The following is a 23,677-nucleotide window of genomic DNA, read 5'->3' on the forward strand; positions in this document are numbered from 1 at the left end:
GTCAGCGGCGGCGGCGCCGCGACCGCAGGTAGTCGCCGACGACGGCCGCACCTAGCCCGTCGAGGTCGGGCACCACAACGCGGCCTTCCACCCGTCGCGCGACCTGATCGATAAAACGCGCCAGGCCAGGGTCGCTGCCCAAGCGGAAAATCGTGATCTGCGCACCCAGCCGCGCCATGTCGTCGAACCCGCGGACGGTGTGGGCGATCGTCCGCGGATGCGGCGGGTAGTCGAAGAACACCGACGATCCTTCGCCGCGAATGTCTTCCAGGTGAGCGGTCGGCTCACCGTCGGTCACCACCAGCACGACGGGTTGTGCGTTCGGATGACGCCGCAGGTGCCTGCCGGCCAACGCGAGTGCGTGATGCAGGTTGGTGCCCTGCTCGTAGACGCCCTCCAATCCCGTCAGCTCCGCTGCCGTCACCGTTCGGGCGTACCGACCAAAGGCGATGATCTGCAGCGCATCCGAGCGGAATCGGGTGCACACCAGATGGTTGAGCGCCAGCGCGGTGCGCTTCATCGGCAGCCAGCGGTTCTCCATCACCATCGAAAACGAGGTGTCCACCAACAAGGCCACCGCAGCCTGGGTACGCGTTTCGGTCTCGGCGATCTCGACATCGTCGACGCTGATCCGGATGGCCGGACCGCCACCGGACCGTTCCGGCAAGGTCCCGGCTTGTCGCAGCACGGCATTGGTCAGGGTGCGCGAAATGTGCCACGGCTCGGTGTCGCCGAATTGCCAGGGGCGCGTCGCGCCGGTCAGTTCGCCCGCAGCCCCGGCACGGCGATGGTCGCGCTCCCCGTGGCGACCCGAAAGCTGTTGTGCCACATCACGTAGTGCCGTTTCACCGAGCCGGCGCATCGCCTTGGGCGAGAGTCGCCACTGACCGTCGGAACCGCGGTCCAAAAACCCCTGATTGACCAGTGCCCGTTCAAGTTCGGCCAGTGTCCGTGCGTTGATGGCGGCTTCGTCACCCAGTTGGCGCGCCAACGCGTCGAGGTCGACGTCGTCCATGGTCGCACCCGGATAGCTCTGCGACAGTTGCTCGGCCAACTGCTCGAGTTCGGCGATATCGGCCAGCGCTTGAGCGCCTTCACCCATGCCCAGCGGGTTGTCGCCGGAGAACTGCTCGGATCCGGTCCAGTCCTCGCCGGGGCGAGCGGCCTGCAGGTGGGCGTCCAACCGGCTCAGCGACTGCATCAGTTGCGGCGATCCAAATGCCTGTTGCGCCAACGCATCCAGCTCGTCGCGCTGTTCCTGGGTCAGACTATTGCGGAAGCGCTGCGCGGCGGCCGCCCGTTTGGCCAACGAGTCCAGCAACTCCTCGACATCGCGCGGGTTCTCCGGGAAGAACTCGCCGTGCTTGTCCATGAAGTCGTTGAAGTCCTGCTCGGTGTCCTCACCGCGCGCATGCTTGTCCAGCAGGTCGTTAAGGTCGTTCAGCATGTCGTTGACGCGCTGACGATCCTCATCCGTGGCGCCTTGCAACGCCTGCTTCATGCCGGCAAAGCGTTGATCCAGCATCTCGCGGCCGAGCAAATCCTTGATCTGGTCGTACTTTTGACGCGCCTCATTGCTGCGCCAGTTGTATTCGGACAGCTCCTGGACCGCCTTGGCCGGCGACGAGGGCAGCGCCTCCAACTGCAGTTCGTTGAAGCGGGCGTCGTCGTCCAGGGCGCGGGCCAGTTCCTTGCGTTCGGCCAGCACGGCCTCGTCGAGCAGCCGCTTGATCTCCTGCAGAGTGCCATCCAAGTTGTTGCGGCGCAACAACTCCCGGCGCCGCCGATTGGCCTCCGCGGCCAGCCGATCCGCCCCGGGCATGTTCTTGGTACCGCGCCGCATCAACTCCGCCAGTGCCCGGCGCGGCGAGGTGCCCGCCATGACGTCCTGGCCGATCTGTTCGAGAGCCTCACGCAGATCCACCGGCGGAGCCAGCGGGTCCGGCCCGCCGGTATACGCCGAGTATCGCTGTGAGTGCCCTCTACCCATAAACGGTTTGACCCTCTCCGGATACCTTGTCGATGCGCTTCGCCAGGTACAACGCCTCCAACGCCAATTCCAATGCCGCGGCGCGTTCGCCTTCCGATTCAGCGTCCAGCTTCTGGGCGATCTTGTCCACCACGGGCAGTCCCGGTACCGCACCGAGCACATCCTTGGCCGACACCCGCTCGCCCGTCGTCACCGCCGAACCCTTCTCGACCGCGGCCACCAGCGTGCCGACGTCAATGCCGCCCAGCACGCGCGAGGCGGTATCGGCGGTGGCGCGGCGCAACAGGTGCTCGAGCACGGCCTGCTCGCGACCCTCCTCGCCGGATTCGAATTCCAGCTTGCCGCGCAGCACTTCGATGATGGTGCCCAGGTCGACGACCCGGGCGACCGGATCGGTCTCCCCCAGCACCGCCGCGCGGTGGCGGGCGGCCGCCGCAACGGTCTCGGCCGCCGCGATGGCGAACCGTGCCGACACCCCGGAGCGTTGATCGATCGACTGGGATTCGCGCAGGTAGCGGGCGAACCGTGCGATCACCTGCATCAGGTACTCGGGCACCTGTGCGCTCAGGTGTGCCTCCTGGGCGATGACGCCTACTTCGGCCGAGAGCTCCAGCGGGTAATGCGTGCGGATCTCGGCGCCGAACCGGTCCTTGAGCGGGGTGATGATGCGGCCGCGGTTCGTGTAGTCCTCCGGGTTGGCGCTGGCGACCACGAGGACGTCCAGGGGTAGGCGCAGCGTGTAGCCGCGGACCTGGATGTCGCGCTCCTCCATCACGTTGAGCATTGAGACTTGGATGCGCTCGGCGAGGTCGGGCAGCTCGTTGACGGCGACGATGCCGCGGTGCGCGCGCGGGATCAGCCCGTAGGCGATGGTTTCGGGGTCGCCGAGGCTGCGGCCCTCGGCCACCTTGATCGGGTCAATGTCACCGACCAGGTCGGCCACGCTGGTGTCGGGAGTGGCCAACTTCTCGGTGTAGCGCTCGCTGCGGTGCTTCCACGCCACCGGCAGGTCGTCCTGCAGCTGTGCTGCCTTCCGGATCCACTCCGGCGTGATCGGCGTGTAGGGATGCTCGCCCAACTCGGAGCCGGCGATCACCGGTGTCCACTCGTCCAGCAGACCGGTGAGCGCACGCAGAAGGCGCGTCTTACCCTGGCCGCGTTCGCCCAGCAGGACGAAGTCGTGACCCGCGATGAGTGCCCGTTCCAACTGGGGAATCACGGTGTCGTCGAAACCCAGAATGCCCGGCCAGATCGCCGAGTTGTCCAGCCCGTCGGCCAACTTGATCAGCAGGTTTTCCCGGATCTCCTGCTTGACACCGCGTTCACGATGACCTGAGGCCCGCAGCTCGCCTAGCGTGCGGGGCAGATTGCTCGGTGAAGTCACCATTCCAAGTTACGGTGCCGCGCGCCGGCGCGTTCACCCGCTCGGCGCCGAAGGTGAATTCCAGACACAATTTCGGCGTTTTCGCCGGGATCTGGCCCGAGCCACACCGGGCCCATCCAGGGCCCAGGCCGAGCCGGTAACCCTGCAGGTGTCCACTCAAACTTCTCCTGCAAATCTTCAGGCTCGGTGAGACACGCGGTAACGCGGCGACGGGCGCGGACGACGCTAGTGCGCGAAGTGCCGCGCGCCAGTCAGGTACAACGTGACGCCGGCCTCGGCCGCCGCCGCGGTGACTTCCTCGTCACGCACCGAGCCCCCGGGGTGCACGATTGCCTTGACCCCGGCACGGGCCAGCGTCTCCAGCCCGTCGGGGAACGGGAAGAAGGCGTCTGAGGCGGCCACCGCGCCGCGCACCCGCTCGCCACCGCGTTCGACGGCCAGCCGGGCGGCGTCGACCCGGTTGACCTGCCCCATGCCGACGCCGATGGTGGCGCCGTTGGCAACGGTCACGATGGCGTTGGACTTGACCGCCCGGCACGCGCGCCAGGCGAAGACGAGGTCGGTCAGGGTCGCCTGGTCAGCCGCCGGTCCGGTCGCCAGCGTCCAGTTCAGCGGGTTGTCACCCTGCGCGTCGAGCTCATCACGCTGCTGAATCAGCAGTCCCCCGCTGATCGGCCGCAGCTCGGTGCCCCCGCTCAACGGCTCGGAGGCGACCAGCACCCGGATGTTCTTCTTGCGGGTCAACAGCTCAAGGGCCGCCGGTTCATAGGCGGGCGCGACGATCACCTCGGTGAAGATGGTGCTCACGTACTCCGCCATCTCGGCAGTGACCTCGGTGTTGGCCGCGATCACCCCGCCGAAGGCGCTGAGTGGGTCGCATTCGTGGGCCTTGCGGTGTGCGTCCGCGACTGAAATCTCGGAGATCGCAATGCCGCACGGGTTGGCGTGTTTGATGATCGCCACGCAGATCTGTTCGTGGTCGAATGCCGCGCGCCAGGCCGCGTCCGCATCCGTGAAGTTGTTGTACGACATCTCTTTTCCGTGCAGCTGTTCGGCCTGCGCCAAACCCGGCCAGGCGCCTGGGTCGACGTACAGCGCCGCCTGCTGGTGCGGGTTTTCGCCGTAGCGCAGCGTCGAGGAGCGGTGCCAGTTTCTGGCGAACCACTGCGGGAACGACGACGGTGGCTGTTCGGGCGCCAGGGTGGACTGCATCCACGTCGCGACAGCGATGTCGTACTCGGCGGTGTGCCGAAACGCCAGCGATGCCAGCCTCTTGCGCTCGGCGAGGGTGAACCCGCCGTCGCGTACCGCTGCGAGCACTCCGTCGTATCCCTTCGGGTCGGTGACGACGGCCACGCTGGGGTGGTTCTTGGCTGCGGCGCGCACCATGGACGGTCCGCCGATGTCGATCTGTTCCACGCATTCGTCGACGCTCGCGCCGGAGGCGACGGTCTGACTGAACGGGTACAGGTTCACGACGACCAGTTCGAAGGCCTCGATGCCCAGCCGTTGTAGCGCCACTTCGTGCTCGGGTTTGCGGAGGTCGGCGAGCAGTCCGGCATGGACTCGCGGATGCAGTGTCTTGACCCGGCCGTCGAGTACCTCGGGGAAACCGGTGAGCTCCTCGACGGGCGTGACCGGAATCCCCCTGGCAGCAATGGTCTTCGCGGTCGACCCGGTCGAGACGATCTGGACGCCGGCGTCGGATAGGCCCTGAGCGAGCTCGACCAGCCCGGTTTTGTCGTAGACGCTGATCAATGCGCGCCGGATTGGTCGCCGTGCCTCGTCGCTCATGCGTTGCTCATTCCGTGGTCACTCCTAGGGTCGCTTTTCGTCCGCTTACGGTCACGCCACCAGTCGCAATCGCGGCCACCACGTCCACCAGGAGTTGGCGTTCGGTGACCTTGATCCGTTCATGCAGGGTCTCTTCGTCGTCATCGGCAAGCACCGGGATGGGCTGCTGCGCCAGTATCGGCCCGGTGTCCACGCCCGCATCTACCAGATGCACCGTACAACCCGTGACCTTGACGCCGTAGGCCAGCGCATCGGCCACTCCGTGCGCCCCGGGGAAGGCCGGCAACAGCGCCGGATGAGTGTTCAGCGTACGACCGGAGAATCTCGAAAGAAATTGCGGTCCAAGGATTTTCATAAACCCGGCGGAGATGATCAAGTCTGGCGAGTGCGCGGCCGTGGCCTCGGTGATGGCCGCGTCCCACGCCTCGCGGGTGGCGTAGTCCTTGAGCCGGACGGTGAAGACTGGCAGTGATGCCCGCGCGGCGATCTCGGTGGCGCGGCAGTCTCGGTCGACACCGACGGCGACGATCCGCGCCGGATAGTCGTCCACCGCGGCCTCAAGCAGTGAGTTCAGTAGCGAACCGGTACCCGACGCCAGCACTACCAGCCGCGCCGGTGCACTTGGGGGGATCCGGAGCGGTTCTTGCACACGGGAAGCCTAGTCGGGCGACGATGACGGCCGTGTTAGCGGCCGGAGGAGGAGCCCGACAATTTGGCACAGTCGGGCGACGATGACGGCCGCGTGAGCGGCCGACCACTATTCCTCGCGGGGGTGCTCGGCGTCGACGGGCGACTCGGCCCGCTCGCCCTCGTCGAATCCGGGTTCGTCTCCGGGGTCTTCGGGCAACCGCAGTCCGCCTTCGTCCCCGACCAGCGGCGGTTCGCCTCCGTCGCCCTCGTCCCCGACGCCGTCACCCTCGCTGTCGTCGAAACGATCGGCGACCGCCGTGTCTTCCTCGGGCGGTCGCTTCGGCTTGGGCCGCCTGGGACGCCGCCTGATGCCGCCCGCCATCACCACCGTCAGGCCGCCCACCACGGCGAACCAGAGGAACACGCCGATCAACAGGGCACCCAGATCCACGCCGACGTCACCGAAGTTGCCGAGCTTGCCACTCCCCCCGTACGCGAGCAGACCCATCGCCAACGCCCCAAGAACCGAAGCGACCAAAACCTTGGCCAGGGCGGCAACAAACGGCAACGGGTAGCGAGCACACTGCTGCCCAACCGCCACCCCAGAGGCCGCGCCGATGATCAGCAGCGCCACCCACACCGGCGCGAGTGGCGGCGTGGGCGACGCGGCCAAGATCGGCAACGCCGGGATATCGCCCCCGAAGACGGTGAACGAACTGAAGGTCGCAAAGCCGATATGGGCACTCGAGCCGACCGCTACCGCGGACGCGCCGACGATGACGTTGGGCGCGTAAAGCACCGACAGCGCAGTGAGATTGAACTGGCCCCAGATGGACTCGGTGATCCCGTAGAGCTCCTGCATGGTGCCCCAGTGCACGACCAGCGAAGCCGCCGTCACCATGCCGGACATGCCGAGCAACGCCAACACCCCCGCGGCCGCCGCACGCACCGAATCACCGAGCCAATCGGGCAGCGGCGTCGCTGCCAATGCCCGGCGGCCCAGCTGTGACCACACGCCGATCGCCGCACCCACGCCATGCACCACCAGCACACTGGTGAAGGCCCGCAGCGCACTGGGCGTTTGAAGTTCGGTAAGAACGGAAGACGCGTCGTGGATCACCGCCAGCGCGACCGCCGCGATCAGCAGTGGTCCACCCAGCGCCGAGGCGACCACCCACCGCACGACCAACCACGACGAATACGGCGAGGTGGCACGCGCCGTCGTGCGGGCCGTCCCCCAGACCATCAACAGCACCGGCCCCAGCGGCATCACGCCCAGTTCGCGGCCACCGATGGAAATCGGAACCTGATGCACACCCAGCCACATACTGGCGATGGCACCCAAAGCGCCCGTCATGTCGCTGTTGGCGATCAGCAACTCCAGCAGGGTGATCGCGGCGATGACGACCAGCGCCACCACGGCTGGGGCGAAGGCAACCCGGACTAGGTCACGCGCCTGACGCGCACCCGCTGCCCGATCGTCCACCCGTGTCACGCTTCGCGCACGTGTCCGGCTACGCGCGATAGCGCTCGGTTAAACAGGCGCCGATCCGGGGGACGACTGCTGGCCGTACTGTTGCCCCCCGCCAGCGTTTCCTCCGCCGGAGTTCCCGTAGTTGACCGGCGCCGAGCCCCCTTCGGAGCCCGACCCGCCGCCCACGGGCGGGGGCGGGCTGAAGCTCGGGAAGCCGGTAGGCGGGGTCGACGAACCTTGGTGCGAGGCCTGCTGCGTTGGTGATTGCGACGGTTGCGCGCTGAATCCACCGCTCTGACCCTGTTGCGGCTGTTGACCCTGGTTACCGGGATAACCGCCGTACTGCTGCTGCGCTCCGTAGCCCCCCGCCTGCTGCGGATTCGCACCGGACTGCTGCGGATTCGCGCCCGACTGCTGCGCGTTCGGGGCGGACTGCTGCGCTCCCGGCGGCGGGTAGTAGCCGCCCGGCTGACCCCCGTACTGGCCGTACTGCCCGTATTGCCCGTACTGCCCGTACTGGTCGAACTTGGGCCGCGGCGCCGGCGCGGCAATGACGCCTGCGTCCAGCAGCAGAGCCCCAACCGCGGCGACGGCCTGGAAAACGATGAACACCAAGACAACCCACAACGCCCAACCGGTCGAGTACGCGCTCGGCTTGTTGAACGTCGAGGAGATGAGCAGGAGTACGGCTAATACCGCTAGTACGCCGACGACCGGGAAGTAGCTCTTGACCTTCGGCACCAGGCTCACCCCGGCAAGCAGCCCGGCCAGCAGGGACACGATGACAGCCAGTTCGGCGCCGCCTGACGCCGAGCTGCTGCCGCCACCCAGCTCAGAGCTCAGGGTGAACATCGGGCCGAAACTCGCAAGATACGCCGCAAGGCCCAGGGCGGCGACCGCGACGCTCAGGTACAGCGGAAGCTTGCTGTCGCCACTGTCTTCCTTGGCGAACGAAGGTGTGGAAGCTCCATAGGGGCCGGAGGGCTGGGAGGGTTGAAATCCGGGGCTGCCGGGCTGGTAGGTCATGGCTCCTCCTGTTGGTGCCGTCGCGGTGCCTCGGCGACAGTGCGACGTTGCACTGCTGCGACGCCGTTCGAACAACCACGCTAGCGCACGCTCGGGTTGCGGCGTCGAAGCGACGTTCCCAACCCCCGCCCCAGCACCACAGATCGACCTCGCTTGCCCCGCCTAGGTAGAACACGTTCTAATTCTGTGCATGGACTACGGCCTAGTGCTTTTCACCAGTGACCGTGGAATCGCTCCGGCAGCAGCCGCCAAACTTGCTGACGAACACGGTTTCCACACGTTCTACGTGCCGGAGCACACACACATACCGATCAAGCGGGAGGCAGCCCACCCGACCACGGGTGACGCGTCACTGCCCGACGACCGTTACATGCGCACGCTGGACCCGTGGGTGAGTTTGGGCGCAGCGTCAGCGGTGACGACTCGCGTTCGGCTGTCCACGGCGGTCGCGCTGCCGGTCGAGCACGACCCCATCACATTGGCGAAAAGCATTGCCACGCTTGACCATCTGTCCGGCGGCCGGGTCAGCCTCGGCGTTGGGTTCGGCTGGAACACCGACGAACTCGCCGACCACGGCGTCCCGCCCGGACGTCGACGCACCATGTTGCGGGAGTACCTGGAAGCGATGCGGGCGCTGTGGACGCAAGAGGAAGCCGAGTATGACGGCGAGTTCGTCAAGTTCGGGCCCAGCTGGGCTTGGCCCAAGCCGGTCCAGGCACACATCCCCGTGCTGGTGGGGGCGGCGGGCACCGAGAAGAACTTCAAGTGGATCGCGCGCAGCGCCGACGGCTGGATCACCACTCCCCGCGACTTCGACATCGACGCCCCGGTGAAGTTGTTGCAGGACACGTGGGCCGCGGCGGGCCGTGACGGCGCGCCGCAGATTGTGGCGCTGGACTTCAAACCGGTGCGCGAGAAGCTGGAGCATTGGGCCGAACTCGGTGTGACCGAGGTGTTGTTCGGCCTCCCGGATCGTTCCGCGGACGAGGTTGCCGCTTACGTGGAGCGGTTGGCCGGCAAGTTAGCCGCCTTCGTCTGACGCCCGGGTTGTAGCGCGGGCACCGAAACCGCTGCAGACGGGCGAAAACAGGAGGACAATCAGTAGATCGCTGGCGCCGACGCCGGGCGACCCTCGGGGTCGGCGGGGACTCGCAGTGGGGGTCGTGCCATGTCGTTCGTCATCGCGGCACCAGAAGCGCTGTCAGCGGTCGCCGCCAATCTTGCCGACATCGGCGCAACCATCACCGCGGCCAACGTCGCCGCCGCCACTCGTACCACGGAGGTACTGGCCGCGGGCGCGGACGAAGTGTCTGCGGCGATCGCGGCGGTGTTCGCATCGCACGCGCAGGGATATCAGGCGGTCAGCGCCCAGGCCGCCGCCTTTCATACCCAATTCGTGCAGACGTTGGCCGCCGGCGGCGGCGCTTATGCCAGCGCCGAGGCAGCCAATGTCGTTCAACAAAATCTGCTCAACGCGATCAATGCGCCCACACTGGCGTTGCTGGGGCGTCCGCTGATCGGCAACGGAGCCAACGGCGCGCCGGGGACCGGCCAAAACGGTGGCGACGGCGGTCTCCTGTTCGGCAACGGCGGCGCCGGCGGTTCCGGAGTGACAAGCATCAACAACGGAGGGCCTGGCGGCAAGGGCGGATCTGCCGGGCTATTCGGAAATGGCGGGCCGGGTGGCGCGGGCGGGGCAAGCCTGGGCTTCGTTGGCGGAAACGGGGGTGCGGGCGGGGCCGGCGGGCTGATCTTCGGCAACGGCGGCGCCGGCGGCACCGGCGGGTTCGGCGTAATTAGCGCCGGCAACGGCGGCGCGGGCGGGGCCGGCGGATCGCTCTTCGGCAGCGGCGGCACCGGCGGTCTCGGCGGTACCGGAGCCAACGGCGGCGGTCATGGCGGTGCGGGCGGGGCCAGCGGCCAGTTCGGCGACGGCGGAGCCGGCGGGGCTGGTGGGACCAGCATCAACGCGGCCAACGCTGGGGACGGAGGACGCGGGGGCGACGCCAAGCTCGTCGGCAACGGCGGCAGCGGAGGTGCGGGTGGCAGCGGCCCCGGCACTGGCAAGGGTGGGGCCGGTGGGGCCGGCGGCACGGCCGGAGTATTCGGCGATGGCGGCGCGGGCGACCTCGGGGGATTCAGCGGGAACGGCGTTGGGCCTCAACCGGGTGGGACCGGCGGGGCTGGCGGCGCCGCGCAATTGTTCGGCAAAGGCGGAGCGGGCGGCGACGGCGGATCCGGCAGCCCGTCGGGCGGTACCGGTGGGATCGCCGGCAACGGCGGACTGTTCTGGGGTTCTGGTGGCGACGGCGGCGACGGAGGCCTGGGGCGCAATGGCGCCGGAGGCGACGCGGGTGCGGGCGGCAACGCGGGCCTGTTCGGCTTCGGCGGCATCGGCGGCGCTGGTGGGGACAGCCTCGCGCCAGGAGGTCAGGGCGGGACCGGCGGCCGCGGCGGGAATGTGGTGTTGATCGGCAACGGCGGAAATGGCGGCAACGGCGGTGCCGGCACGCTGCCGGGCGCGGGTGGCGGCGGCGGCACCGGAGGCTTGCTGCTCGGGGATGGCGGGGTCCCGGGCTTGCCCTAAGCGCAGGCGTTTCCTTATCGCGCGCACAGCTAAATCTCAGCAACGCCGTGCTAGTCTGTGAGACACCTGTCTCGACACCCTTCTCAGAACAACTTGGGATCGGTAGGCAGGGGCAGAAATGACGATTTGCTTATCGGCGGCCACGGGCGGTCGCCGCAGCCTGCGGAGGTCGGGAATGTCCTATCTGGTCACGGTTCCGGAGTATGTCGCTACGGCGGCCTCGGACTTGGCGAGCATCGCTTCGACGATCGATGCGGCAAACACAGCAGCCGCCGCGCCGACATCGGCGGTGCTGGCCGCGGGTGCCGATGAAGTGTCGGCGGCGGTCGCGGCGCTGTTCAACGCGCACGCTCAGAGCTACCAGGCGCTCAGCTCTCAGGCGGCAACGTTTCACCAGCAGTTCGTCGAGTTGCTGACGGCGGGCGCTAACTCTTACGCCGTCGCCGAGGCGGCCAACGCAAATCCGCTGCAGCAGTTGCTCGACGCGATCAACGCGCCGTTCCAGACCTTTCTGGGACGACCGCTGATCGGCGACGGCTTCGATGGCGTAGACGGAACCGGCTCCGACGGCCAGAACGGCGGCTTGCTGTGGGGCAACGGGGGCCGAGGCGGGGCAGGCGGACCCGGGCAGAACGGCGGAAACGGCGGGGATGGCGGGTTCTTGTGGGGCAACGGCGGCACCGGCGGTACCGGCGGCGCGACCAATGTCAACGGCGGTCTAGCCGGTTGGGGCGGCAACGGCGGCAACGCCGTCGGCCTGTTCGGCAACGGGGGGGTTGGGGGGACCGGCGGGCAGGCTCTGATCGGCGTCGCCGGCGACGGCGGCTGGGGCGGCAACGGTGGGCTTCTGTTCGGCAACGGCGGCGCGGGCGGTAGAGGCGGCGATGGCTTTGTTGCCGGCTGGGGCGGCTACGGAGGCGACGGCCTGGGCCTGATCTTCGGACTCGGCGGAACCGGCGGTGGTGGCGGAACGGCCAGCGCCGGCGGGGTCGCGGGAATCGGCGGACCTGGTGGCGTCGGCAACCTCTTCTACAACATCATCGGCATCGGCGCCGACGGCGGCCTCGGCGGAGATGCCTTCGGCGGCACCAACATCGGCGGCCAGGGCGGCCAAGGCGGCTGGGGTAATGGTCAATTCTTCAGCATTGGCGGCAACGGCGGTGCCGGCGGAAACGCATTGACCTTCAACGGGACCGGCGGGCCCGGAGGATTTGGTGGCGACGGCGGGGGCATCTTTGGTATCGGCGGAGCAGGCGGCAACGGCGGGGGCGCGCTGATGGGTGGCCGTGGCGGGGTCGGCGGCATGGGCGGCATCGGTGGCCTCTTCGGTATTGGCGGCGCCGGCGGCAACGGGTTCGGTGCGCCCAACCTGGCGTTCGGAGGTAACGGCGGCCAGGGCGGTTACGGCGGCTACCTCTTCGGCTTCGGCGGCGCCGGCGGCAACGGCGGCATCGGGAACACGCCCGGCATCGGCGCCCCCGGCGGCTTCGGCGGCTACCTCATCGGCGGTCCGATCGGCAGGAGGGGCATCACGCCGGCCTGAGGCTGGACCCGCCCTTCAGCCCGAAACGCAGCGATTGCCGTAGTCGAACGACTTCACGCGCACGGACGCCCCCAGCGGGTCGTCGTCGGCCAGAAGTGCGATCAAGTCGGCGTCCTCCGTCGTTGCCAGGAACCGACTGCCGTCGGCAACCAACCGGCCGATGATGATGCCGGTCCGACGGCCCGCGTCGCGGCGGACCGTGTAGGTCTCGATGACGCCGGGGCCGTCGGCGCTCTCGGTGACCGCCACGGTGGGCCGGCTGTCGATGTCCGCCTGCAGCTGCGGGCTGCGATCGGCCCGCCACGGCGCCGGCTCGGTCGAGTAGACGCCCACCGAATACTTGCTCAGCACACCGCCGTTGGCGCCGACGAGACCGAATTCCCCTGGCGCGCTGCGCATTCGGGCTACCGTTTCGGCAATTGCGTGCATGGAGTAGTTGTTGCCCGCCCCGCCGAAGAACGGCAGCCCGCCGGTCAGCGTGAGGCCGCGCGGGTCGTCGGGCGCGATATCCAGACCGTCACAGATATTGAAGACCGGCACCGGGAAGCAGCTATACAGGTCGAAGGTGGCCACGTCGTCGACACCGATACCGGCCACCTCTAGCGCCTCGCGTACCGCCATGACCGCCGACGGGGCACGGCCGAGATCCGGACGGTCCAGCATCCCCTGCTCGGTCAGGTCGGCATGGCCACGGAGGTACACCCACTTCTCGCGGGGGACGCCGAGCCGTTGCGCGGCGTCGACCGACATCAGCAGCGCGGCTGCACCCTGGTTCACCTGGTCGCGGGCGACCAGGAAGCGCGGATAGGGCTCGGCGATCATCCGGTTGCTGTCGGTGATCGTGGTCAACTCTTCGACACTGCGCTCAACGGGCGCGGCAGCGAACGGATTACCCGCCGCAACCTTGGTGAACGGCGCGAACAACTCGCCCATCCGACGTAGGTACTCGGCCGGGCCCAATCCCGTTCCGGCGCGGCGAGCGTTTTCCATCAACGCGTACTGAGTCGGTGCGTCCACCAGCCCATGGATCACCGTGTAGCGAGACATCAGCTTTTCGATGCCCAAGCCGCGGTCTTCCAGGTCCCCGTCGACGGTCTCGTTGAAGTCCGGCTTGTCCTCCGCCTGCGCGAAATACCGCAGGGTGGACGTCGCGTCGGAGCCGAAGACCAGGGCCACCTCGAACCTACCCGCGGCGATCTCCGCAGCCAACTCGTTGACCAGGCGCTGGGGCCCCTGACCACCGACGACTTCGAGGATTAGCCGGTCGGGTTTGGCGCCGATCCGGTTGGCCACCGAACGCGGATAGTTGTTGGACCGCCCCAGCGGAGCGATGGCGACAGGGCTGGAGATCTCGAATTGCCGAAGCGCGGCGACGGTGTCGACGGCAACTGCCACCGCGTCCGCGCCACAATCGGCAAGGGCTGCTTGGGCGGCCGCGGCGGCCAGTTCGACGGGTGACATGGCCCGATAGGTGGGGTCGTCGATACGTTCGGCGGACTGCCCGACACCGACGATGACGGGGGTCCGCGGATCGAGATTCATAGTTCAACTAATTACCCTAAATGGGCGGGCAACACGACGGTGGGTCCGAAATGGTTATCACCCCCCACGCCGAGCGTCACGTCAGCGCGACGGTGGCCGTTGAACGCCACACCTGCGTGACGTTCGGAACCCGCCCAGCAGCGTGCAACCGAACTCATCGGATATTCGTCAGAAAATGGCATGCCTTCTATGTGAGCGCGTTACGCTTGCTACCTCTCGGATGTGCGTCGAGGACGCTGACGATCGACCGTCGACCGCCACTTCCGCGTCCGGGGAGGTGACCGGATGTCATTTGTCACCACCATTCCGGAGGCCGTGCTAGCCGCCGCCTCGGATCTGGCGAATCTCGGTGCAACTATCAACCAGGCCAATGCGGCAGCCTTGAGCCCGACGACGCAGTTGCTCGCCGCGGGCGCCGACGAGGTATCGGCAGCAGTCGCCGCCGCGTTCGGCGCACATGCCCAGGGGTATCAAGCGCTCGGTGCCCAGGCGGCGGTCTTCCACGACCGCTTCGTGCAACTCATGAGCGCGGGCGCAGGTCAGTACGCGCTCGCCGAGGCCACCGCCGCCACGCCGCTGCAGACCCTCGAGCAGCAAGTCCTCAACGTGATCAACACCCCCACCAACCTGCTGCTGGGGCGACCGCTGATCGGTAACGGAGCCAACGGGGCACCGGGCCAAGACGGCCAGGCCGGCGGGCTGCTGATCGGCAATGGCGGCGCTGGCGGGGCGGGCACGGCCGCTCACCCGGCCGGGGGTAAGGGCGGGGACGCCGGCCTGATAGGCAACGGCGGAGCCGGCGGCGCCGGCAGAGCGCTCAGCGTTAGGGCACCTGGGGGTGACGGCGGAGCGGGCGGGCTGTTATTCGGTAATGGGGGCGCCGGCGGGACCGGAGGATCCGGCCAGGGCGGCACCGGAGGCACCGGAGGGGCGGCCGGCCTGTTCGGCGCCGGCGGTGTCGGCGGTGCAGGCGGGACCTCGAACGTCGGGTCCTCGGGTGGGCTGGGCGGCGCCGGAGGTGCCGGCGGATTGTTTGGCACCGGCGGGGCCGGCGGCCGCGGTGGCGCCAGTTTCGATGCCTTTGGCGGCCCTGCCGGCAGTGGTGGTGCAGGCGGCGCCGGCGGCTTGGGCGGACTCATCCTGGGCTCCGGCGGGGCCGGTGGCGCGGGCGCCGACTCAGTTGGGACTGCGCCTGGCGGTGCCGGCGGAATTGGCGGCCACGGCGGCTTCCTCAACGGCCAGGGAGGCGCCGGCGGCACCGGCGGATACAACGGGGGCGCCGGCGGTGCCGGTGGTGCAGGGGGCACCCTGTCCGGCTCAGGCGGCGCCGGCGGCGCCGGAGGACTCAACGGGGGCACAGGCGGGGCTGGCGGTGATGCAGGCCTGCTGTTCGGCGACGGTGGCAGCGGCGGCTCCGGCGGACCCTCCGGTATTAACGGCGGGAATGGGGGCAACGGCGGGCGCGCCGGGTTCCTGATTGGTTTCGGCGGGAATGGCGGCAATGGCGGGACCGGTGGCGGTGGAGGGACCAACGGCACCGGTGGCCAAGGCGGCGACGGCGGTCAGTTGCTCGGTGCCGCCGGCCAACCCGGCCTGCCGTAACAGCCCGGCCTGCCGTAACAACACGAAGGCCCCGCGGAGCACTTTCGTGCCGCGAGGCCTTCGCGCAAAGGCGTTACAGGCTCTGCAGGATCTCCCGAGCCAGCGCGGCCGTCTCGGACGGCGTCTTGCCCACCTTGACCCCGGCCGCCTCCAGGGCCTCCTTCTTGGCGGCCGCGGTGCCCGACGAGCCGGACACGATGGCGCCGGCGTGGCCCATCGTCTTGCCTTCCGGCGCAGTGAATCCCGCGACGTAGCCGACCACCGGCTTGGACACGTTGGCCTTGATGTAGTCGGCCGCCCGCTCCTCGGCGTCGCCGCCGATCTCACCGATCATCACGATCAGCTTGGTGTCGGGGTCCTTCTCGAAGGCCTCGATGGCGTCGATGTGGGTGGTGCCGATGATCGGGTCGCCGCCGATGCCGATCGAGGTGGTGAAGCCGAAGTCACGCAGCTCGTACATCATCTGGTAGGTCAGCGTGCCCGACTTGGACACCAGCCCGACGGGCCCGGCGCCGGTGATGTTGGCCGGGGTGATGCCGACCAGCGCCTGCCCAGGGCTGATGATGCCCGGGCAGTTCGGGCCGATGATGCGGGTCTTGCCGCCCTTCTCCAGGTTGTAGGCCCAGGCATAAGCGCTGTCCTGCACCGGAATCCCCTCGGTGATGACCACCAACAAGGGGATCTCGGCGTCGATGGCCTCGATGATCGCGTCCTTGGCGAACTTCGGCGGCACGAAGATGATCGACACGTCGGCGCCGGTCTTTTCCATCGCTTCCGAGACGCTGCCGAACACCGGCAGCTTGATGATCCTGCCGCCCCTGTCCTCGTGGGTGACCTCGGTGCCGGCCTTGCGCGCGTTCACGCCGCCGACGATCTGGGTGCCCGCCTTGAGCATCCGGGCGGTGTGCACGGTGGCCTCGCTGCCGGTGATGCCCTGGACGATGACCTTGTTGTCTTTGGTCAGGAAGATTGCCATCTGTCGCTGTCCTCTCTCAGGCGCTCGCCAGCTCGGCCGCTTTGTCGGCGGCTTCGTCCATCGTGGGGACCAACGTCACCAGCGGGTGGTTGGCCTCGGCCAGGATGCGCCGGCCTTCTTCGACGTTGTTGCCGTCCAACCGCACCACCAGCGGCTTGTTGGCCTCGTCGCCCAGGATTTCCAGCGCCTTGACGATCCCGGTGGCCACCGCGTCGCAGGAGGTGATGCCGCCGAAAACGTTGACGAAGACGCTCTTGACCTGCTCGTCGCCCAAGATCACGTCCAAACCGGCGGCCATCACCTCGGCCGAAGCGCCGCCGCCGATGTCCAGGAAGTTGGCCGGCTTGACACCGCCGTGCTTCTCGCCCGCGTAGGCGACGACGTCGAGGGTCGACATCACCAGGCCGGCCCCGTTGCCGATGATCCCCACCTCACCGTCGAGCTTGACGTAGTTGAGGTCGTGCTCCTTGGCCTTGAGCTCCAACGGGTCGGTGGACGCCTTGTCCTCGAACTCGGCGTGGCCGGGCTGACGGAAAGCGGCGTTGCCGTCCAGGGTGACCTTGCCGTCCAGCGCCAGGATCTGGCCTGGGTCATCCTCACCGCGTGAGGGAGTGCGCACCAGCGGGTTGACCTCGACCAGCGTGGCGTCCTCGCCGACGAACACCCCCCACAGCTTTTCGATGGTGACCGCCGCCGCGTCGAGCACCTCGGCGGGCAGATGGCCCTGCTCGGCGATCGATCGCGCGAATTCCAGGTCGACACCCTTGACGGCACTCACCGGAACTTTGGCCAGCCGGTCTGGCTTGGTGGCCGCGACTTCCTCGATCTCCATGCCGCCCTCTACCGAGCACATGGCCAGGTAGCTGCGGTTGGCGCGGTCGAGCAGGAAGGAGAGGTAGTACTCCTCGGCGATGTCGCTGGCCTCGGCAACCAGCAGCTTCTTCACGATGTGGCCCTTGATGTCCAAGCCCAGAATGTTCTTGGCGTGTTCGTAAGCCTCATCGGGGGTGGCGGCGTACTTCACGCCACCGGCCTTTCCGCGACCGCCGGTCTTGACCTGCGCCTTGACCATCACCGGCTTACCGATCTCGGTAGCGATGGCCTTGGCGCCCTCGGCGGTGTCAGTCACCCGGCCTTTATTGCCAGGCACGCCATGCTTGGCGAACAACTCTTTGGCTTGATACTCGAAAAGATCCATGGCCTCACCGTCTCGCTGGGCTAAATGCGCAACTCGCAGGGGAACTGTATCGAGACGCGAAATGGCCGTAGCAGTGGCATCCACCCCTGTGGCGCGGGTCACCGAATGTTCATTCTTCCGAAACCGTGATACAAGTCACAAAAATGACCAGATTCCATACCCAGGTTGCCAGTTCTGGGGCTCAGCGGATACCGTCTCAGGGTCCAGATAACGTTATGGTCACGATCCGAGGACGCCCCCAGCTTGTCCCAGCACCGATTTGCCCGCACTGCCAGCGCAGTTGCGGCTCGCGCACCCCGCGATCGTTGGCTGCATCACCACCGTAACGAAGTGACCGAGATCATCCCGCTCGACGGGTTCGACGATCTCGACGACCTGGATTTCGCCGATCTTGACGAGCTGGATTACGGCGACGAGGCGATCTTCGGCGACGACGCCCTGCTGGACGCACCCGAACTCGACGACCTCAGCGAACTCGACGAATCGCCGCGGCCGCTGGCGCCCCCTTCCGCCGCCATCACCGACGTGATGACCCGGGTGATCATCGAACCCGACGCGCATGCGCCCACGGAGCGGATCACCCCGGTGCCGCGGAGCGGTGGGCAGCATCGCAAGCAACCGACCAGCGCCGCCAAGGGACGCCTGCTGATCGGGGCCATGGCCGCGGGCGCGGCAGCCGCAGCGACGCACACGGCGACCCATCAATCTGATGCCCAGAAGCCCGAGACGGTGCTGACCGCCAACGCGTCCGCGCTGGTCGGCGGGTCGGGCAACAACGCCCCCCGCGGTGTGCAGGTGATCGCGGCTCAACCCGCCAACCTCGCCGCGGTACACAACGAGGAGTTCGCCAGGGGTGTGGCGTTCGCCCAGGAACGCGCACAGCGCGAGGCGCGCCTGCAGCAGCCGCTGTACGTGATGCCGACCCGAGGCATCTTCACTTCCAACTTCGGCTACCGCTGGGGCGTGCTGCACGCCGGCATCGACGTGGCCAACTCGATCGGGACCCCGATCTACGCAGTGTCCGACGGCGTCGTCATCGACGCCGGACCGACCGCCGGCTACGGGATGTGGGTCAAGCTCCGCCACGCCGACGGAACCGTGACGCTCTACGGGCACGTCAACACGACGCTGGTCAGCATCGGCGAGCGCGTCATGGCCGGCGACCAGATAGCGACCATGGGTAACCGCGGCTTTTCCACCGGTCCGCATCTGCACTTCGAGGTGCTCCTGAACGGCTCCGAGCGGATCGACCCGGTGCCGTGGCTGGCCAAGCGCGGCCTCAGCGTCGGCAACTACGCCGGCTGACCGGCCCGTATGACGCAGCCGCCGACGCCGAACGAACCTCCTGCGCGCGACGATCCACCCCAGGCAGAAACTGAGGCGGCACCTCCGGCTGCCGCGGAGACACCCGCACCGTCAGAGCCACGTACCCGCATCATCCGGCGTGCGCCGACGGGACCGTTGCCGACGGTCCCGGACGCCCAAACCACGCAACTGCCACCAGCCGATCCCGCCACCCGCATCATCAGGCGCGCGACCCTACCCCCGTCGCAGGCGGCGCTCATCGCACCCAGTCCCCGCACCGCCGTCGTCGCGTGTGTGATCAGCATCGTCAGCGGCTGGGCCACGTCGGTGGTGGCCACGGAGTTGATCGCCGGATGGTGGCGAACCGACCGGCTGTTCTGCATAGCGGTCGGGTTTCTGGCCCTCGTCTTCGCCGCATCCACCATCACCGGCGTGATCATGCTGCTGCTGCGCCGCCCCATCGGGCGCTATTTGCTGGTCGCCGGCGCGGTGGTCGCGGTGCTGACCTATGTCGGTGTGTTCATCGCGGGTGCACGAGTGGCGTGGATTGTGCACACCCTTCCGGTGTTGCCGATCGCCAGCGTCGTCTTCGCGCTGCACCCGCAGACCGAACGCTGGCTGCGCTACTGAGAGAACCGGCGATCAGAGCTTGCTGATCGGCGCGTGGTTGTGCATCAGCTTCACCCGTCCCGCGCTGCCGAAGTCGATCAACGACATGGCCGATTCGCCGACGCCGGAAACCTCTTCCACCCGACCCAGCCCGTACTTGTCGTGGGTTACCCGGTCCCCCGGCTCGAGCACCAGCAGCGGACGCTTGCTCATCCCCGACCTGGTGGGTGCTGAGCGCGGCGTACCGAACCGGCCGGCGCCGCTGACCGGCGCGCTGAACGACGGCTTCGGGGCCACCCGCCGCCATTCGATGAGTTCCTGCGGAATCTCGCGCAGGAATCGCGATTCCGGGTTCAGCATGGGCTGGCCCCACGACGACCGCACGATCGCGCGGCTGACGTAGAGCCGTTGCCGGGCCCGGGTGATGCCGACATAGGCCAGGCGCCGCTCTTCGGACAATTCGGTGGGATCGTCCAATGCCCGCATGTGCGGAAACATGCCGTCCTCCCAGCCGGTGACGAACACCACCGGGAACTCCAACCCCTTGGCGGTGTGCAAGGTCATGAGCGTGACCACGCCGGCGCCGTGTTCGGGGATTTCGTCGGTGTCGGCCACCAACGAGACGCGTTCGAGGAACGCGGCCAGCACGCCGGTGTCCGGCACGTCCTCGTCCTCGGGCGAGCTGTCCCCCTCCGCGGCCGCGGCATTCGCTAGGTCGATGCTGAATTCGTGCGCGACGCTGACGAGTTCGTTGAGGTTATCCAGCCGCGCCAATTCCTGTGGGTCGGTGGACGATTCGAGTTCGCGACGGTACCCGGTGCGTTCCAGTACGGCCTCGACCAACTCGCCGAGGTCGTCATCGAGGCGTCCCCGCAACTCGTCGAGCATCTCGACGAAACCCGAGATCGCCTTCTCCGCACGGGAATTCAGCATCGGCACCTTGCCCTGCGCCGCGGCGACAAGAGCGTCGGCAAAAGTGGAGCCGGTGTTCTCGGCGTACACCGCCACGCAGGCCTCGGCCCGATCACCGATACCCCGACGCGGGGTGTTGAGGATGCGGCGCAGGCTTACGGCGTCACCCGGATTGTCCAGCACCCGTAAGTAGGCGACGATGTCGCGGATCTCCTTGCGCTCGTAAAAGCGCACTCCCCCAACGACTTTGTAGGCGATGCCAGCCCGGATGAACACCTCTTCCAGCGCCCGCGACGAGTTGTTGGTGCGGTAGAAGACTGCTACGTCGTTGTAGGTGATCTCGCCCCGCTCGACCAGCGCGTCGATCTCTTCGGCGACGAACCTGGCCTCGTCGTGCTCGTTGTCCGCGACGTAGCCGACGATCAATTCGCCCTTGCCGGCGTCGGTCCACAATCGCTTCTCGCGACGTCCGGCGTTACGCGAGATCACCGAGTTGGCCGCCGAGAGGATGTTCTGCGTCGAGCGGTAATTCTGTTCCAGCAGAATCGTTGTCGCGTCGGGATAGTCGCGCTCGAAGTCTTCGATGTTGCGGATGGTTGCCCCGCGGAACGCATAGATCGACTGGTCGGCGTCACCGACGACGCACAACTCGCCGGGCGGCACACCATCTTCGGTGTCGGTACCGACCAATTCGCGCACCAGGACGTACTGCGCGTGGTTGGTGTCCTGGTATTCGTCGACCAAGACGTGGCGGAAGCGGCGCCGGTAATACTGCGCAATCTGCGGGAAGGTCTGCAGCACCGCCACGGTCTCGCCGATCAAGTCGTCGAAGTCCAGCGCGTTGGCCGCCCGCAGCCGACGCTGGTATTCGGCGTAGACGGAGGCGACGGTGCGGGTCAGGTCATCGGACTCATCGGTCAGGGCGTGCAGCGCACCGTCCGGGTCGATCAGCTCGTTCTTCAGGTTGGAGATCGCGTTGGCCAGCAGCCGCGGCGAATACCGCTTGATGTCCAGCCCCATGTCCCGGCCGATCATCTGCAGCAGCCGCCGCGAATCGTCGGCGTCGTAGATCGAGAAGTTCGAGTTGAGGCCTTCGATCAGCGACGCCTGGTTGCGCAGGATGCGTACGCAGCTGGAGTGGAAGGTCGACACCCACATGTAGCGGGCGCGGGCGCCGACCAGGGCCGCCACCCGTTCGCGCATCTCCGCGGCGGCCTTGTTGGTGAAAGTGATGGCCAATATCTGGCCGACCCCCACCCCGCGGGCGGCGATCAGGTAGGCGATGCGCCTGGTCAACACCGCCGTCTTGCCCGAGCCCGCGCCGGCGACGATCAGCAGCGGAGAACCCTCATGCACCACCGCTTGGCGCTGCTGGGGATTAAGGCCGTCGAGCAGTTGATCCGCTGAGTCGGGTCCAGGGGGCCCCGGGGACCCGGAAAACATTGCTTCGGTCGCGTGCACACTCATGTCCGTCCAAACTTACCGCCGACCGCCGACGAGTCTGTGCGAATGGCCCTCCGGAAGTCCGGTGTGGCCCCGCCGCAGTCCCGCTGCGGGCCCCCGCTAGTCCGTGACCAGGGTTTTGTCTGAAAATTCCGCATTATGTGGCACACTCATTCTGTGCTCAACGCGCAGCATCGATTTTTTTACGGGTACCCGCCGCCAGCGGTGCCCGTGGTTTAGCTGCAATCGCAGAGCCCCGTGGTCCGCTTCCGGATCCGGGGCTCGATTCTTGTGTGAGGCCCGACCCGGATGAGACCAGACCCCCCACATCACGAGAACGCGGAGTCAGCAGAAATGAACACCGACATGATCGACACCGAAACGCTCCCCAGCATCGACGAGCTGCGCGAGGAAATCGACCGACTCGACCGGGAGATACTCGCCGCCGTGAAACGTCGCGCCGAGGTGTCGCGCGCGATTGGCAAAGTCCGAATGGCATCCGGCGGCACCCGGTTGGTGCACAACCGCGAGATGCAAGTCATCGAACGCTACAGCGAGCTCGGTCCCGAGGGTAAGGATCTGGCAATGCTGCTCTTGCGCCTCGGCCGGGGACGGCTGGGTCACTAATCGATTAAAAAATCGCTGCTAGCGGGGCATTGGCGGCGCTAGCCGGTAAATTCCGCCGCAGTGGTAGCAGCAAAGGCGGCTCGAGTTAGACGCTGGCGTCGGCCGGTAGGCAGATCGGCCGCCGTGCTGCTCGTGCTGCTGGGCGGCATCTCGGCCGGTTCAGCGACCCCGGCGATCTCCTCGGCGTGGAGCCGCCAAGGCACGCCGATCGAGTACCTGGCGGTCCCGTCGCCGTCGATGCATCGCCAGGTCAAGGTGGAGTTCCAACCCGGTGGCAGTCACGCGGTGTATCTGCTCGACGGCATGCTCGCTCGCGACGACTACAACGGCTGGGACATCCACCTGCCGGTGTTCGAGTGGTTCAGCCAGGCCGGCCTGGCCCTGGTTCTGCCGACGGGTGGGACGGCGAGCTTCTACTCGGACTGGTACCGGCCGGCGGGCGGCAGTTCCGGGATGTCGACCTACAAGTGGGAAACCTTTCTAACCCAGGAATTGCCGCAGTGGCTGGCGGCCAACAAGGGGATCTACGCGAACGGCAACGCCGTGGTGGGCGCATCGATGTCCGGCTCGGCGGCATTGATCCTGGCCGCCAACCACCCGCAGAACTTCAGCTACGCGGCCTCGATGTCCGGCTTTCTCAATCTGTCCGCCGGCCAGTGGCCCACGCTGGTCAGCGCCGCGCAAATGGGTGCCGGCGGCTATCGTTCCGACGCCATGTGGGGTCCGCCGGGTGACCCGGCCTGGGCGGCCAACGACCCAACGGTCAATGCCAAGAAGCTCGTCGCCAACAACACCCGAATCTGGGTGTACACCGGCAACGGCGGGGATTCCGACCTGGGCGCCAAGCTGGACGCCACCTTGCTGGAAAGCGCAACCCGGTTGAGCAACAAGGTTTTCCAGGCCCGCTACAAGTCGTACGGCGGGCACAACGGCGTCTTCAACTTCCCCGACAACGGCACCCACACCTGGACCTACTGGGGACAGCAGTTACGGGCCATGCTGCCGGACTTACAGCGGGTGCTGGGCGCCGGCTAG

General features: G+C 67.6%; 18 protein-coding genes. 8 read left to right on the forward strand and 10 right to left on the reverse strand.

Annotated elements, in window-relative coordinates:
• Window position 1 precedes the first annotated feature (1 nt).
• From G6N68_RS22665 to G6N68_RS22690, 6 genes are all read right to left on the reverse strand, one after another.
• Window positions 2-1,990 carry a vWA domain-containing protein gene (locus G6N68_RS22665; RefSeq protein ID WP_163717176.1) on the reverse strand — a complete coding sequence of 663 codons (1,989 nt, stop codon included), beginning with the start codon at window positions 1,988-1,990 and terminating at the stop codon, window positions 2-4.
• Window positions 1,983-3,377: a sigma 54-interacting transcriptional regulator gene (locus G6N68_RS22670; RefSeq protein ID WP_163717179.1), complete on the reverse strand. Its 1,395-nt coding sequence runs from the start codon at window positions 3,375-3,377 to the stop codon at window positions 1,983-1,985. Before G6N68_RS22670 ends, G6N68_RS22665 begins: the two co-directional genes overlap by 8 nt.
• A 222-nt stretch (window positions 3,378-3,599) precedes the next feature.
• A complete protein-coding gene (gene purH, locus G6N68_RS22675) occupies window positions 3,600-5,168 on the reverse strand; it encodes a bifunctional phosphoribosylaminoimidazolecarboxamide formyltransferase/IMP cyclohydrolase (protein ID WP_163717181.1) in 1,569 nt (522 codons plus the stop codon).
• 7 nt (window positions 5,169-5,175) lie between these two features.
• The gene (gene purN, locus G6N68_RS22680; RefSeq protein ID WP_163717183.1) at window positions 5,176-5,817 is read right to left on the reverse strand and encodes a phosphoribosylglycinamide formyltransferase; all 642 of its coding nucleotides are present in this window, start codon (window positions 5,815-5,817) and stop codon (window positions 5,176-5,178) included.
• A 108-nt stretch (window positions 5,818-5,925) separates the two neighbouring features.
• On the reverse strand, window positions 5,926-7,293 hold the full coding sequence (locus tag G6N68_RS22685) for a cell division protein PerM (RefSeq protein WP_163717185.1): 1,368 nt from the start codon (window positions 7,291-7,293) through the stop codon (window positions 5,926-5,928).
• A 39-nt stretch (window positions 7,294-7,332) separates the two neighbouring features.
• Complete coding sequence (locus tag G6N68_RS22690) at window positions 7,333-8,298, reverse strand: DUF5336 domain-containing protein (protein ID WP_163717187.1); 966 nt, start codon at window positions 8,296-8,298, stop codon at window positions 7,333-7,335.
• A gap of 190 nt (window positions 8,299-8,488) precedes the next feature.
• On the opposite strand from G6N68_RS22690, the gene G6N68_RS22695 reads away from it, so the two are divergent.
• From G6N68_RS22695 to G6N68_RS22705, 3 genes are all read left to right on the forward strand, one after another.
• Window positions 8,489-9,337 (forward strand): LLM class F420-dependent oxidoreductase, encoded by an 849-nt coding sequence (locus G6N68_RS22695; RefSeq protein WP_163717189.1) that lies wholly within the window; start codon window positions 8,489-8,491, stop codon window positions 9,335-9,337.
• 129 nt (window positions 9,338-9,466) lie between these two features.
• Window positions 9,467-10,885 (forward strand): PE family protein, encoded by a 1,419-nt coding sequence (locus G6N68_RS22700; protein ID WP_163717191.1) that lies wholly within the window; start codon window positions 9,467-9,469, stop codon window positions 10,883-10,885.
• A gap of 175 nt (window positions 10,886-11,060) precedes the next feature.
• Window positions 11,061-12,428 (forward strand): PE family protein, encoded by a 1,368-nt coding sequence (locus G6N68_RS22705; protein WP_163717193.1) that lies wholly within the window; start codon window positions 11,061-11,063, stop codon window positions 12,426-12,428.
• Window positions 12,429-12,443: 15 nt separating this feature from the next.
• On the opposite strand, the gene G6N68_RS22710 is transcribed toward G6N68_RS22705, so the two are convergent.
• Window positions 12,444-13,970 carry an acetyl-CoA acetyltransferase gene (locus G6N68_RS22710; RefSeq protein WP_163717195.1) on the reverse strand — a complete coding sequence of 509 codons (1,527 nt, stop codon included), beginning with the start codon at window positions 13,968-13,970 and terminating at the stop codon, window positions 12,444-12,446.
• 285 nt (window positions 13,971-14,255) lie between these two features.
• Between G6N68_RS22710 and G6N68_RS22715 the strand changes: the two genes are divergently transcribed.
• Window positions 14,256-15,572 (forward strand): PE family protein, encoded by a 1,317-nt coding sequence (locus tag G6N68_RS22715; RefSeq protein WP_163717197.1) that lies wholly within the window; start codon window positions 14,256-14,258, stop codon window positions 15,570-15,572.
• 73 nt (window positions 15,573-15,645) lie between these two features.
• On the opposite strand, the gene sucD is transcribed toward G6N68_RS22715, so the two are convergent.
• On the reverse strand, window positions 15,646-16,548 hold the full coding sequence (gene sucD, locus G6N68_RS22720) for a succinate--CoA ligase subunit alpha (protein WP_163717199.1): 903 nt from the start codon (window positions 16,546-16,548) through the stop codon (window positions 15,646-15,648).
• Window positions 16,549-16,564: 16 nt separating this feature from the next.
• Complete coding sequence (gene sucC / locus G6N68_RS22725; RefSeq protein ID WP_163717201.1) at window positions 16,565-17,746, reverse strand: ADP-forming succinate--CoA ligase subunit beta; 1,182 nt, start codon at window positions 17,744-17,746, stop codon at window positions 16,565-16,567.
• A 243-nt stretch (window positions 17,747-17,989) separates the two neighbouring features.
• Here sucC and G6N68_RS22730 point away from each other — a divergent pair, with 243 nt between their 5' ends.
• Together G6N68_RS22730 and G6N68_RS31100 are read left to right on the forward strand one after the other, a co-directional pair.
• Window positions 17,990-19,051 carry a M23 family metallopeptidase gene (locus G6N68_RS22730; protein WP_163717202.1) on the forward strand — a complete coding sequence of 354 codons (1,062 nt, stop codon included), beginning with the start codon at window positions 17,990-17,992 and terminating at the stop codon, window positions 19,049-19,051.
• Between the two features lie 9 nt (window positions 19,052-19,060).
• Complete coding sequence (locus G6N68_RS31100; protein WP_240355573.1) at window positions 19,061-19,681, forward strand: hypothetical protein; 621 nt, start codon at window positions 19,061-19,063, stop codon at window positions 19,679-19,681.
• A gap of 12 nt (window positions 19,682-19,693) precedes the next feature.
• Here the strand turns inward: G6N68_RS31100 and pcrA are convergent, their stop codons facing one another.
• On the reverse strand, window positions 19,694-22,039 hold the full coding sequence (gene pcrA, locus G6N68_RS22740) for a DNA helicase PcrA (RefSeq protein WP_163717204.1): 2,346 nt from the start codon (window positions 22,037-22,039) through the stop codon (window positions 19,694-19,696).
• 285 nt (window positions 22,040-22,324) lie between these two features.
• Between pcrA and G6N68_RS22745 the strand changes: the two genes are divergently transcribed.
• Window positions 22,325-22,642, forward strand: a complete 318-nt coding sequence (locus G6N68_RS22745; RefSeq protein ID WP_163717206.1) for a chorismate mutase — start codon at window positions 22,325-22,327, stop codon at window positions 22,640-22,642.
• Window positions 22,643-22,702: 60 nt separating this feature from the next.
• The gene (locus G6N68_RS22750; RefSeq protein WP_275899986.1) at window positions 22,703-23,677 is read left to right on the forward strand and encodes an esterase family protein; all 975 of its coding nucleotides are present in this window, start codon (window positions 22,703-22,705) and stop codon (window positions 23,675-23,677) included.

It is taken from the genome of Mycobacterium bourgelatii, from assembly GCF_010723575.1.
Classification (GTDB): domain Bacteria; phylum Actinomycetota; class Actinomycetes; order Mycobacteriales; family Mycobacteriaceae; genus Mycobacterium; species Mycobacterium bourgelatii.

Excerpts from the sequence above, each read along its gene's own strand:
- G6N68_RS22665 (WP_163717176.1), bottom strand. The coding sequence starts at position 1,990 with ATGGGTAGAGGGCACTCACAGCGATACTCGGCGTATACCGGCGGGCCG.
- G6N68_RS22670 (WP_163717179.1), bottom strand. The coding sequence starts at position 3,377 with ATGGTGACTTCACCGAGCAATCTGCCCCGCACGCTAGGCGAGCTGCGG.
- purH (WP_163717181.1), bottom strand. The coding sequence starts at position 5,168 with ATGAGCGACGAGGCACGGCGACCAATCCGGCGCGCATTGATCAGCGTC.
- G6N68_RS22690 (WP_163717187.1), bottom strand. The coding sequence starts at position 8,298 with ATGACCTACCAGCCCGGCAGCCCCGGATTTCAACCCTCCCAGCCCTCC.
- G6N68_RS22695 (WP_163717189.1), top strand. The coding sequence starts at position 8,489 with ATGGACTACGGCCTAGTGCTTTTCACCAGTGACCGTGGAATCGCTCCG.
- G6N68_RS22700 (WP_163717191.1), top strand. The coding sequence starts at position 9,467 with ATGTCGTTCGTCATCGCGGCACCAGAAGCGCTGTCAGCGGTCGCCGCC.
- G6N68_RS22705 (WP_163717193.1), top strand. The coding sequence starts at position 11,061 with ATGTCCTATCTGGTCACGGTTCCGGAGTATGTCGCTACGGCGGCCTCG.
- G6N68_RS22710 (WP_163717195.1), bottom strand. The coding sequence starts at position 13,970 with ATGAATCTCGATCCGCGGACCCCCGTCATCGTCGGTGTCGGGCAGTCC.
- G6N68_RS22715 (WP_163717197.1), top strand. The coding sequence starts at position 14,256 with ATGTCATTTGTCACCACCATTCCGGAGGCCGTGCTAGCCGCCGCCTCG.
- sucD (WP_163717199.1), bottom strand. The coding sequence starts at position 16,548 with ATGGCAATCTTCCTGACCAAAGACAACAAGGTCATCGTCCAGGGCATC.
- sucC (WP_163717201.1), bottom strand. The coding sequence starts at position 17,746 with ATGGATCTTTTCGAGTATCAAGCCAAAGAGTTGTTCGCCAAGCATGGC.
- G6N68_RS31100 (WP_240355573.1), top strand. The coding sequence starts at position 19,061 with ATGACGCAGCCGCCGACGCCGAACGAACCTCCTGCGCGCGACGATCCA.
- pcrA (WP_163717204.1), bottom strand. The coding sequence starts at position 22,039 with ATGAGTGTGCACGCGACCGAAGCAATGTTTTCCGGGTCCCCGGGGCCC.
- G6N68_RS22745 (WP_163717206.1), top strand. The coding sequence starts at position 22,325 with ATGAGACCAGACCCCCCACATCACGAGAACGCGGAGTCAGCAGAAATG.